The 11,595-nt window shown below is 54.2% G+C and carries 12 protein-coding genes; 1 reads left to right on the top strand and 11 read right to left on the bottom strand.

Features of this window, described 5'->3' with window-relative positions:
- Positions 1 to 161: 161 nt before the first annotated feature.
- Positions 162 to 722: a DUF1415 domain-containing protein gene (locus tag AC0IM9_RS16110; protein WP_278212592.1), complete on the bottom strand. Its 561-nt coding sequence runs from the start codon at positions 720 to 722 to the stop codon at positions 162 to 164.
- Positions 723 to 764: 42 nt separating this feature from the next.
- On the opposite strand from AC0IM9_RS16110, the gene AC0IM9_RS16105 reads away from it, so the two are divergent.
- Positions 765 to 1,562 carry a thermonuclease family protein gene (locus AC0IM9_RS16105; protein ID WP_482804669.1) on the top strand — a complete coding sequence of 266 codons (798 nt, stop codon included), beginning with the start codon at positions 765 to 767 and terminating at the stop codon, positions 1,560 to 1,562.
- A gap of 2 nt (positions 1,563 to 1,564) precedes the next feature.
- On the opposite strand, the gene AC0IM9_RS16100 is transcribed toward AC0IM9_RS16105, so the two are convergent.
- The 10 genes from AC0IM9_RS16100 to secD all read right to left on the bottom strand — a co-directional run bounded on the left by AC0IM9_RS16100 (position 1,565) and on the right by secD (position 11,575).
- Entirely contained in the window at positions 1,565 to 1,873 is a 309-nt protein-coding gene (locus AC0IM9_RS16100) for a hypothetical protein (RefSeq protein ID WP_140912407.1), read from the bottom strand.
- Positions 1,874 to 2,175: 302 nt separating this feature from the next.
- On the bottom strand, positions 2,176 to 2,673 hold the full coding sequence (tpx, locus tag AC0IM9_RS16095; RefSeq protein WP_445372922.1) for a thiol peroxidase: 498 nt from the start codon (positions 2,671 to 2,673) through the stop codon (positions 2,176 to 2,178).
- Between the two features lie 27 nt (positions 2,674 to 2,700).
- The gene (der, locus tag AC0IM9_RS16090) at positions 2,701 to 4,092 is read right to left on the bottom strand and encodes a ribosome biogenesis GTPase Der (RefSeq protein WP_140912405.1); all 1,392 of its coding nucleotides are present in this window, start codon (positions 4,090 to 4,092) and stop codon (positions 2,701 to 2,703) included.
- A gap of 4 nt (positions 4,093 to 4,096) precedes the next feature.
- Entirely contained in the window at positions 4,097 to 5,308 is a 1,212-nt protein-coding gene (gene bamB, locus AC0IM9_RS16085; protein WP_140912404.1) for an outer membrane protein assembly factor BamB, read from the bottom strand.
- Positions 5,309 to 5,336: 28 nt separating this feature from the next.
- Positions 5,337 to 5,990: a YfgM family protein gene (locus AC0IM9_RS16080; RefSeq protein WP_482804668.1), complete on the bottom strand. Its 654-nt coding sequence runs from the start codon at positions 5,988 to 5,990 to the stop codon at positions 5,337 to 5,339.
- A gap of 24 nt (positions 5,991 to 6,014) precedes the next feature.
- Complete coding sequence (hisS, locus tag AC0IM9_RS16075; protein WP_482804667.1) at positions 6,015 to 7,310, bottom strand: histidine--tRNA ligase; 1,296 nt, start codon at positions 7,308 to 7,310, stop codon at positions 6,015 to 6,017.
- Positions 7,311 to 7,325: 15 nt separating this feature from the next.
- Positions 7,326 to 8,084: a type IV pilus biogenesis/stability protein PilW gene (pilW, locus tag AC0IM9_RS16070; RefSeq protein ID WP_140912401.1), complete on the bottom strand. Its 759-nt coding sequence runs from the start codon at positions 8,082 to 8,084 to the stop codon at positions 7,326 to 7,328.
- On the bottom strand, positions 8,074 to 9,186 hold the full coding sequence (gene rlmN, locus AC0IM9_RS16065) for a dual-specificity RNA methyltransferase RlmN (RefSeq protein WP_140912400.1): 1,113 nt from the start codon (positions 9,184 to 9,186) through the stop codon (positions 8,074 to 8,076). Before rlmN ends, pilW begins: the two co-directional genes overlap by 11 nt.
- Positions 9,161 to 9,592, bottom strand: a complete 432-nt coding sequence (gene ndk / locus AC0IM9_RS16060) for a nucleoside-diphosphate kinase (protein ID WP_140912399.1) — start codon at positions 9,590 to 9,592, stop codon at positions 9,161 to 9,163. The genes rlmN and ndk overlap by 26 nt, the downstream gene beginning before the upstream one ends.
- Before the next feature lie 135 nt (positions 9,593 to 9,727).
- A complete protein-coding gene (gene secD, locus AC0IM9_RS16055; protein WP_482804666.1) occupies positions 9,728 to 11,575 on the bottom strand; it encodes a protein translocase subunit SecD in 1,848 nt (615 codons plus the stop codon).
- Positions 11,576 to 11,595: the final 20 nt, after the last annotated feature.

The following is an 11,595-nucleotide window of genomic DNA, read 5'->3' as shown; positions in this document are numbered from 1 at the left end:
TCGGAAGTGAAACCGCTTAGCGCCGATGATAGTGTGGCAGGTTGCCATGTGAAAGTAGGTCATCGCCAAGCTCTTAAACATAAAGCCCGTCTCAGACGGGCTTTTTTTTGCCTAGACTCTTCTCACACAATTCTACTGTAACACTTGGCACTTTCTGCGGCTCATTCCGAAGTAGTTGATTCAAGGCAGTCGCGAAGAATGTTTTGCAGTTTCTTTAGGCCTAATTGTCTAGTCAACTTCACATTCCGTTCCGGTATGCTTGCCGGATCAGGATATGAAGCTAAGGCGCTTTCGATGCTGCTTTCTCGAATTAGATGCAACATTGGGTACGGTGATCGATTCGTATAGTTATCGGGATCGTTTTCGCCACTATCGGCAAACCGATAATGCGGGTGAAAACTGGCTATTTGATAAATTCCCTCGTATCCTTGATCAATCAATAATTGCTCGGCAATTGCCAATACGTCCAGATAGTCGTAAAAGTTGTCGAGCTGTCTGGTGATAATTAGCAAGGTTGTTTCTGTCTCTGAGTGAGTATCGAGATGCATGCATTCTTGTATAACCGCGTTCAGGCAAGATTCGACGTTATTGCCATTTTCTACTCGATAACGAATGCTGTTACGCTGCTGCTCTCGATTTGCAAAGGGACAAATGTTGTAGGCTATTACGAATGATTTAATCCACGCTTCAGTCGCAGCGATTATCTGTTGGTTAGTAGACATATCCATAGTATGCGTAAAACAATAAAAATTGGGTGTTGGTCCGTGCTCGCGTTACTGGTGCCAGTAATTGCTGGCGCCGAAGTCTATCGTTGGACAGACGTTCACGGCCGTAGCCATTTCTCGGATCGGCATCATGAAGATGCCCAAGTAATGCATATTGATCCGGGGATAAGCTACTACCGGGTTGAGAAGGTGTTTGATGGCGATACTATTCTATTAGATGACGGCCGCAAAGTTAGGTTGTTAGGTATAAATACGCCGGAAATCGCTGGCCGCATCAAATCCGCAGAATCTGGGGGTGAGCAGGCTAAACAATGGTTGCGGCTTAAGCTGGAGCAACGAAAGGTATTTTTGCAGGGCGATGTGGAAAAACAGGATAAATACCAACGTACCCTGGCTTATGTATTTAACGAAAATAAACAATTGATCAACGTCGAGTTGGTGAAGCGGGGATTAGCAACTGTCAATATTCACCCGCCAAACCTGAGATATGTTAACGAATTGCTGGCCGCGCAGGAGGAAGCGGAACGCGGCAATATTGGTCTATGGTCCGATGCGGCCTACAGCCCAACTCCCGCTGAGCGGCTGGATCAGTCAAATTACCAAGGATGGAAACGGGTGACCGGCAAGATAATTTCGCTAAAACAAACGGTAAAGCATAGTTATTTGTTATTCAGCGATAAGGTCTTGGTCTCCATCGAGCCAAGTTCCTTGCCGTTATTTACAGCCTTGGAAAGTTATATTGCAAAAAACGTCGAGGTGCGTGGCTGGGTAAAGCGTTCCAGAGACCGATTCTACGTGATTGTCAGGCATCCCGCCGACATTCGAGCCGAGCCGTAGCACTATTCTTCCTCCGCAAACAATTCCTGGATCATTTGTTTCTCATCGTCGTTCAGGATGGTTTCCGCGGAAAACCAGCGGGTACGCTGGAAAATGACGTCTTCAGATTCCTTTCGCAATCCTGCTCGGCGGTCGGTCTCGCGTCTTTCGGCAACCCGGCGTTCGCCCATACGGCGTTCGTACTTGGGCCACAGTAAATATTGTTGCTGAATGAAGGCAATCCATTCTTCCGAATTGAATGGGTACGGATTGGTTCGTCGTTCCTGTTGGCGGCGTACTGTTCGACGCCGAGCCGAGAATTCGCTATTCATAGCTAGCACTACCTTGGGGTCCTCGAGCCGCAACTACTTTTTTGGCAGTGCGCTCCATAGGGAAAAACAGTAATCGATAAGCCCGTTGAGTTATTTCGTCCTTAGTCTGAATGGCAACGATTGGTGCAGTCTGTCTTCAAATATCCGAAACAAAACCGCCCGGATATCTTGGCTTGAGATAAATCTGAGTAAGATAAAGTTCCGTTCTAAACCTTAAGTTAACAATATTGGGCTTAGGCTACCGAATTTTAATGAATTGCGATAGTTCTTTGAAATTTCCCATGGCCCGCTTTTTAAAGCTTCTAATTTAGGGTTGCCAGCGCCGCGGAGTAATCGGGTTCGTCGGCAATTTCGTTGACCAGCTGGGTGTAAATGACCGTGTTATGTTCGTCGATAATGACAATTGCGCGTGCCGTTAGTCCGGCCAAAATGCTATCCAACAACTCGACGCCGTAGTCGTGGGCGAAACTGGAGCGAAACGTGGACAGCGGCACCACATGTTTGATGCCTTCAATTTCGCAGAATCGGACTTGAGCGAACGGCAGGTCTGCCGATACGGCCAGCACCACGGTATTCGGTAAATGAGCTGCTTTTTCGTTGAATTTGCGGGTAGAAGCCGCGCAAGTCGGGGTGTCCAGGCTCGGTACGATATTCAATACCTTGCGTTTGCCGGCAAATTCCGCCAAGCCGACATCCTGCATTTTCCGGTTGGTAAGCAGAAAGTCCGGGGCGGGACTGCCGACGGCCGGTAAATCGCCGACAGTGTTGATTGGTTTGCCTTGGAAGGTGATGGTTGCCATTCTGGGCTCCTGTAGCGGTTACTATTTTTATTTCTTTCGCTTGCTGAAGTCGATCAAACGCTTACGTTTTTTGATCTGCCGGTCACTGAGCGGGTTTTTTCGGCCTTGAAACGGATTTTCCGGCGATTTGAATACCAAGCGCACCGGCGTTCCTTTCAATTGCAGTTGGTCGCGGAAATAGTTCATCAAATAGCGTTTGTAGGCGCCGGGCAGGGCATCGGTCTGTACGCCGTGAATCACTACCACCGGTGGATTGCGCCCGCCTTGGTGGGCGTATTTTAATTTGATTCGACGGCCGCCGACCAGCGGCGGTTGATGCGCCGCCAGCGCGTCGGTCAGGATTCGGGTCAATAACGGCGTCGACATATCGACCATCGCCGAGTCGTACAGGCTGTGCACGACATCGAACAATTTGCCGACGCCGCTGCCGTGCAAGGCCGAAATCGGATGCTTTTCGGCAAAGTCCAGAAACGACAGCTTCATTTCGATTTGCTTTTTGACGAACTCGCGGTGCTCGGCGTTAAGGCCATCCCATTTATTCAGTCCGATAATCAATGCGCGGCCGGCTTCCAATACCAACCCCAGAATATGCGCATCCTGGTCGGTAACGCCTTCGCGGGCGTCGATCAAATAGATCACGACATGGGCTTTTTCGATCGCTTGCAGTGATTTAATGATGCTGAACTTTTCCACGGTCAACGCCACTCGGGAGCGGCGGCGCATGCCGGCGGTGTCGATCAGCGTGAATTTCTTGCCGTCGCGTTCGAATGGGATGTAAATGCTATCGCGAGTGGTGCCGGCTTCGTCGAACACCACAACGCGTTCTTCGCCGAGTAAACGGTTGACCAGCGTCGATTTGCCGACGTTGGGTCGACCGACGATGGCGATGGCGATGCCGGGGTCTTCTTCCTGAATCTCCTCAGCTTGGGGCGGCAACAACTCGTCGATCCGGCCCAACAATTCGTGCACGTTGCGACCGTGGCTGGCGGCAATCGGTACCGGTTCGCCGAGCGCCAGGCTGTAAAAATCGTGGGTGACCGTATTGCTGTCGATACCATCGATTTTGTTGACGACCAATACTACCGGTTTGCCGAGCTTACGCAGCATATCGGCGATCGCTTCGTCGGAGGCATTGATGCCGTCACGGGCGTCGACCATGAAGAACACGACGTCGGCTTCCTGCAACGCAATTTCGACCTGTTTCTTGGCGAAGGCGTCGATACCTTCCTGGTCGTCGGTGATACCGCCGGTGTCGACCACCAGGCAATCGCGCTCGCCGCGTTTGACCCGGCCGTATTGGCGGTCCCGGGTCAAGCCCGGATAATCGGCCACCAGCGCCTCGCGGCTACGGGTCAGGTAATTGAACAGGGTGGATTTGCCGACGTTGGGTCGGCCTACTAGAGCAATAACGGGTAACATCGAATTATCGGGCCTTTAACGCAGCGAGGGTGCCGTCTTTGGCATATATGTAAACAGTGTCGTCCACGACTACCGGTTTGGCCTCAATCGCCGCTTTGCTGACTTGGGTTCGCGCCAATTGGCGGCCGTCTGTCACCGACAGCCAATGGACGTAGCCTTCGAAATCGCCGACCACGACATAACTTTGGTAAGCCGCCGGTGCGGTAAGGTGACGGTTATGCAGATCCTTTTGTTTCCACAACGAAGCGCCGCTGCGTTGGTCTAGCTGCCAAACGTCGCCTTGGGTATCGCTGACATAAATGTATCGGTAATCCAGGCTGAGTCCGGTATAGGACGATACGGCTTCATTGCGCCACAATACGTCGCCGTCGATTTCGGAAACCGAGGAAGCGCCGCCGGTAAAACTGGCGACATAGATTGCACCGCGGCTGGCGGCCGGATCGGCGTCGAGATCGACCAATCGTTCGACTTCGGAGCGGCCGCTGGGAATCGCAATGGTGGCTTCCCAAACCGCTTTGCCGTCTGTGAGTTGTAAGGCTTGTAGTTTGCCGTTAGCGGCGCCGGCAATGACGTTGCCGTCAATGATAAGCGGCGTACCGGCTCCGCGAATGCTCAAAGCGGGAACGCTGTGTTCGGAAGTCCAAAGCAATCCGCCGTCGCTTTCGCGCAAAGCCATGATTTTACCGTCGGTGGTACGGATAATCACCGTGCCGCGGCTGACTACCGGAGTGGCTTGGACTTCGCTGGGCACGTCGGTTTTCCAGCGCTGTTCGCCGCTGGCTCGGTCGAAGCCGATGACTTCGCCGGTGTTGGTGCCCATCACCACAGTATTCACGCCCAAGCCGGGCCCGGCGGAGAAACTGTATTCGGTATCGGTTTCCCAGGCCAGATTGCCGCTGGCGGCGTTTCGCGCCTGCAGATGGCCTTTATAATCGGCGGCGTAAACCGTACCGTCGGCCACAGCAGGGATCAACTTCAGATACTTTTCGTCGGCGCCGGTACCCACCGATTCCTTCCAGACCGTTTCCAGTTGCAGTTCCGGGGTGTATTCCTGCAGTGCGGCCGGCGGATCGGCGTTATCGTCGTCGCCCATTACATAGTCCGTTATCCCGGAGATGAAATCCCGACCGGCATCCAGGCCGGCGCATCCGCCCAATACCAGCGGGCCGGCGAGCAGGGTGGCGATGGTCAGGTATCTGGCTTTCCTTATTTGCATGGCCTAAACGAAACCGTGTTCAACAGCGTTAATTGGCGGCAGTCGGCGCAACCGCAGGCGCGGCGACGTCGTCCAATTTGAATTGAGTCAGCGGCGTGGCTTGGCCGGTTCTGATCGCACTTTGGTAAGCGCTACGCGCTTCGTCGATACGGTCCAATGCGACGTACAGATCGCCCTGCAATTCGTCGTAGCTGGCCGAGAAGCCTTCGGCTTTGGCCGGGTCGACTTCGGCGATCAGTTGCAGTCCTTGCTCGTATTGGCCGGTGGCCAGCATCAGCTGGATCAAACGCAGGCGGGCTACGTGTTTCAGCGGTTCGCTGTCCGCGGTCTGGATTGCCTGTTTCAGAACGGCTTTAGCGCCTTCGAGATCGCCTTTCTGCACTTTGACTTTGGCCAGTTGCAGGTGGGCGTAATTGGCGTAGGCAGTGGAAGCAAACTCGGTCGGCAGGCGTTCTGCCAGCTTTTCAGTTGATTCGCTATTGTCCTTGGCGGCGCTTTCCAGCATCTGCTGGTACATTTGCGACGCCTGACTGCGCTGGCTGGTCTGGTGGTTTTGCCACATATTCCAGCCGGCGACCAATACCAGCGCCGTGGCCACGCCGGCGATCAGCGATGTTTGGTTGGCCTCCCACCATTTTTTCAACTGTTCCAGTTGTTCTTCTTCAGTATCGTAAATTGCCACGGTGCTTTCTCTTATCTTTCCAGGTTACAGGGATTTGGGTTGATGCCAGTCCCGCAGAGCTTGCAGGAGTTGGTTATGGTCGAGCGTGCGTTGTTCCTGATCGGCGCGCAAGGGCTTCAACGCCACTTCGCCGCGGGCGGCCTCGTCGTCGCCAATGACGATGGCGTACTCCGCTCCGGATTTGTCTGCTTTTTTGAATTGACTTTTAAAGCTGCCGCCGCCGCAATTGACTTGTAACTTCAAATGCGGCAACTGATCGCGGATGGATTCCGCCAGGCGCATGCCGGCGGCTTCGGCCTCACCCCCGACCCGGATCATGTAGACGTCGACGCTGGCTTCCACCGGAACCGTTTCCAGCAACTCCAATAGGGCCAGTATGCGTTCCATACCCATCGCAAAACCGATCGCGTGGTTGGCTTTGCCGCCCAATTGCTCGATCAATCCGTCGTAGCGGCCGCCGGCGCAGATGGTGCCTTGCGAGCCGAGCCGTTCGGTGACCCATTCGAAAACGGTTTTGCCGTAATAATCCAGGCCGCGCACCAGTCGGGTATTGATGGTGTAGGCGATACCCAAGTCGTCCAGCGTTGCTTTCAGGCTGTCGAAATGGGCCAGGCTTTCCGCACCCAAATGTTCCAGTAATACCGGCGCTTGTTGCAGCATCGACTGCATTTCCAGATTCTTGCTGTCCAGGATGCGTAGTGGGTTGGTCTCCAGCCGGCGCAGGCTGTCTTCGTCCAGCAGGCTTAAATGTTGTTTGAAATATTCGACTAGTGTGCCGCGGTAAGCCAATCGCTCCTCGCTGGTGCCCAACGAGTTGATTTGCAACTCCACCATGTCGCGAATACCCAGGCGTTTCCACAAACGGTCGGTCAACAATACCATTTCGGCATCGATATCCGGGCCCGGCATGCCGTAAGTCTCGACACCCAATTGGTAAAACTGGCGGTAGCGGCCTTTTTGCGGGCGCTCGTGGCGGAACATCGGGCCGTAATACCACAAGCGGTGGCTTTGGTTGTGCAACAGGCCGTGTTCGAGGCAGGCGCGCAGGCAGCCAGCGGTGCCTTCCGGGCGTAATGTCAACGAATCGCCGTTACGGTCTTCGAAGGTATACATTTCCTTTTCGACGATGTCGGTGACTTCGCCGATCGAGCGTTTGAATAATTCGGTTTTTTCGACGATGGGCAGACGAATTTCCTGGTAGCCGTATCCGGCCAATACCTGGCGAGCCTGGCCTTCGAGCCATTGCCAGTAAGGCGATTGCTCGGGAAGAATGTCGTGCATGCCGCGGATGGCCTGAATGGCCTGTTGTTGTTTTGCCATGGGTTTACTGCGGGACTATTTGCTGATCGCGGTTTTAACTTGTTGTGCTTCTTTGGAAGCGGGGAACGAGCCGAGTAGTTGCTCGCGGTATTCTTCGGCCAGCTTGCCGTTGCCGAGCGCGCGTTCGGTTTGGAATGCTAGCCAGAGGCTTTCCGGTGTGTGCTTGGCGACGCCCAAATAGCGTTCCATGAAGGCTCTAGCCGACATGAACTGCTGGTTCTGGTAGCTGATACGCTGCATTTCCAACAATGCCGGCGCATAGTCCGGCTGGGTTTGTAACGCTTGACGAAAACAGGTTTCGGCTTGGCGAAAGTCGTTCTGTTTGACATGACATAAACCCAAATTGGTTAATGCAAACCAGGGCCGGTTGTTCATCGGCGATTCCAAAGAGTTGTTCAGTAACTCGAATCCCTGGTCGTATTTGCCCCGGTCACACAAAAAGCGTCCGTAATTGCTTTTGATGCTGAAACTTTCCGGATCCTTGCGCATTGCGTTACGGTAACTGTCGTCGGCTGCGTCGTAGTCCTTGATGCGTTCGTAAAATACTGCCAGCGTGTTATGGATTTCAGCATTGCTGGAGTCGAGGCGGACTGCGGTTTCCAGCTTTTCTCTGGCTACATCGAGCATGCCCATGTCGAGATAACGGGCACCCATCTGTAAATTCAGCCTGGCCTTGTCGGCGGAGCTCATGGTTTCGCGGCTGGTCGGCAGCAGGCCGCAACCGCCGGCCACCATCAGCCAGAGGACTGCACCCGCCAGAGACTTAACTGACATGCGCGGCTTCCTGGGCTTGCAGTTTCAGATGGCGGCGGCTCTTGTCTTGCACTTGTCCCACCAGCTGGCCGCAGGCTGCATCGATATCCTCGCCCCGGGTTTTGCGGATCGTGGTGACGATGCCGGCGTTGTGCAGAATATCGCGAAACTTCAAAATTGTGCTTTGCGCCGAGCAGCGATAATGGGATTGCGGAAACGGATTGAACGGAATCAGGTTTAATTTGGACGGTACGTCTTTCAGCAATTTGACCAGTGTATGCGCATCGGCTTCGCTGTCGTTGATGCCGTCCAGCATGACGTATTCGAACGTGATGTGTTTGCGCGGCCCGGTCTTGGCGTAGGCTCGGCAGGCTTCCATCAGTTCTTTCAGCGGGTATTTGACGTTGATCGGCACCAACTGGTCGCGCAATGCGTCATTCGGCGCGTGCAGGGAAACCGCCATGCTGACGTCGCACACCGCATTCAAACGTTGCATTGCCGGCACGATACCGGAGGTGCTGATCGTTACCCGGCGTTTTGACAGTCCGTAGCAGAAATCGTCCATCATCAGATTCATCGCTGCCACGACGTTGTCGAAATTCAATAGTGGCTCGCCCATGCCCATCATCACCACGTTGGTGATACGGCGTTCCGGCCCGAGGCGTTGTTGTGCCAAATAAAGCTGACCGATGATTTCGGCGGTCGACAGATTGCGATTGAAACCTTGTTTGGCGGTGGAGCAGAAGGTGCACGCCAGTGCGCAACCGACTTGCGAGGAGATGCACAACGTGGCCCGGCGTTCTTCCGGAATGTACACGGTTTCGACCCGGTTGCCGCACTGCATTTGCATCGCCCATTTGCAGGTGCCGTCGCTAGCCAATTGTTCGGCGACGATCTGCGGCGCTTTGATTTGGCAGTGCTCGCTGAGGTAAGCGCGCAAGGGCTTGCTCAGGTTGGTCATTTCATCGAAATTGGAGATGCCTTCCTGATAAATCCATTTCAACACCTGGGTGGCGCGAAACGGCTTTTCGCCGAGTCCGACAAAAAAGGCCTGCAGGCCCTTTCTGTCGAAATCGAGCAAATTGATCGGATCCGGTTTAGCGGATACGGTCGCAGAGTTCATTGGCGGAGAAGAAGTAAGCGATTTCTCTTGCTGCTGATTCCGGCGCATCGGAGCCGTGTACTGCGTTTTCGTCGATGCTGACCGCGAAGTCGGCGCGGATGGTGCCTGGCGCGGCTTCTTTCGGGTTGGTGGCACCCATCAGCTCTCGGTTTTTCAACACGGCGTTTTCGCCTTCCAGCACTTGCACGATTACCGGACCGGAGGTCATAAAGCTGACCAGGTCTTTGAAGAAACCGCGTTCCTTATGTTCGGCGTAGAAGCCTTCGGCTTGTTCTTGGCTCAGTTGCAGCATTTTGGATGCAACGATGCGCAGACCGTTTTTTTCGAAACGGCTGACAATTTCCCCAATCACGTTTTTAGCGACCGCATCAGGCTTGATGATTGAGAAAGTACGTTCGATTGCCATTGTTTAACTCCCGTAGGCTAATGTTAAGAAAAGATTTTCGTATTATATCGCGTCCGGCAGGGGTTGAATAACGCCCTGCCGAATAATGCGGCCAGGACTGCTCTCGGCAGTCCGAGCTCTATATCTGTGGATCGCTTAGATGGATACTCTGCCGTCGCGGCGGTCGCCGCCATAAAACCAGTTGACCAACATGCGGGTGCCGGTCACGGCGGTGAATACCGAAGTGGCGATGCCTATCATCAGCACCAGCGCAAAACCTTTCACCGGACCGGTGCCGAAACCGAACAGCAGCACTGCAACAATAAAATGGGTAACGTTGGAGTCCAGAATTGTGGCGAAAGCTTTTTCGTAACCGGTAAAGATACTGGCTTGCAGGCTCAAACCGTTACGCAGTTCTTCCCGAATCCGTTCGTTGATCAAGACGTTGGCGTCGACCGCCATACCGACTGTCAACACGATGCCGGCCATGCCGGGCAAGGTCAGCGTCGCTTGCAGCACCGACATGATCGCGATCAGCAACACCACGTTGAAAAGCAGTGCGAAATTGGCGATCAAACCGAATGCGCGGTAGTAACCGATCATGAAAAATACCACCAGGAGGAAGCCGGCGGTGATCGACATCATGCCCTGGTCGATGTTTTCCTGACCCAGACTCGGACCGACCGTGCGTTCTTCGACGATTTCGACCGGAGCCGCCAGCGCGCCGGCTCTAAGCAACAGTGCCAGAGTGCGGGCTTCTTCCGGGCTGTCCAGGCCGGTGGTCTGGAAACGCTTGCTGAAGCTGTCGCGGATGGTGGCGACGCTGATGACTTTCTCGACTTTTTCCTTGTGCTGGACTTTTTCGCCGTTAACCACTCGGGTTTCGGATTTGTACTCGATAAACACCACGGCCATCGGCTTGCCGATATTTTCCTGGGTCATCTTGCCCATTTTCTTGGCGCCGGCGCCGTCCAAGGTAATGAACACTGCGGCCTGGCCGTCCTGATCCAGACCCGACGAAGCGTCGGTGATCTGGTCGCCGGTGACGATGACGGCTCGTTTCAACAACACCGGATTGCCGTTTTTATCTTTATATAAGCGGCTGCCGGCCGGTTCGTGTCCGGTCAAAGCCGATTGCACGTCGTGTTCGACGTCGACTAAACGGTATTCCAGGGTCGCCGTAGTGCCCAGCAACTCTTTGGCGCGGGTGGTGTCTTGTACGCCCGGCAATTGAACGACGATACGGCTGTCGCCCTGTTGCTGAATGATCGGTTCGGCTACGCCCAGTTCGTTAACCCGGTTACGCAGCGTGGTGATGTTTTGGCCCAGGGCGGATTTTTTGATCTCGCGTAGGTCGCGTTCCGGAATGGACAGAGTGAATTCGTTCGGCCCGCTTTCCACCAATGCCAGATTGCGGAAATCCTTGTTCAACACTGCAGCCGCTGCAACCCGCGATTCTTCGTTCGGAAGCATGACTTTGATGCCTTGATCTTCTTTAGTCACCGACTGGTAACGAACTTTGGCGTCGCGGAACGCGGTACGGATGTCGTTGGTGTAACGTTCTTCCGCCTGCTTCAAGGCGCTGTCCATGTCCACTTCCAACAGGAAATGCACGCCGCCGCGCAAGTCCAGGCCCAGATGCATCGGATTCGCACCCAGTGCGCGCAGCCAGTCCGGCGTAGCGGGGGCCAGATTCAACGCCACGGTGGCTTTGTCCGCCAATTGCTCGCGCAACAGATCGGCGGCTTTCATTTGCTCGTCGGTGTTGTTAAACCGGGCCAGGATTTTGCCGTTCTCGAATTCGAACGCTTTCAGCGTGAAACCTGCGTTTTTAATCGTCGCGGCAACATCGTCGGCCTGGTTCTGCTGCAACGGTGCCGATGTGGAGGACGCCAGTTGCACTGCCGGGTCGTTACCGTAGATATTGGGTAACGCGTAAATCGTACCGATCAGCAAGATGATCAGCACCAGAGTGTTTTTCCAGACAGGGAAATGATTTTGCATGGTTATTCCGTTAAAGCAGT

It is taken from the genome of Methylomonas sp. Uni0011 (genome assembly GCF_056850255.1).
The sequence above is the reverse complement of the archived record's forward strand: the minus strand, read 5'-3'. Positions and strand labels throughout refer to the sequence as shown.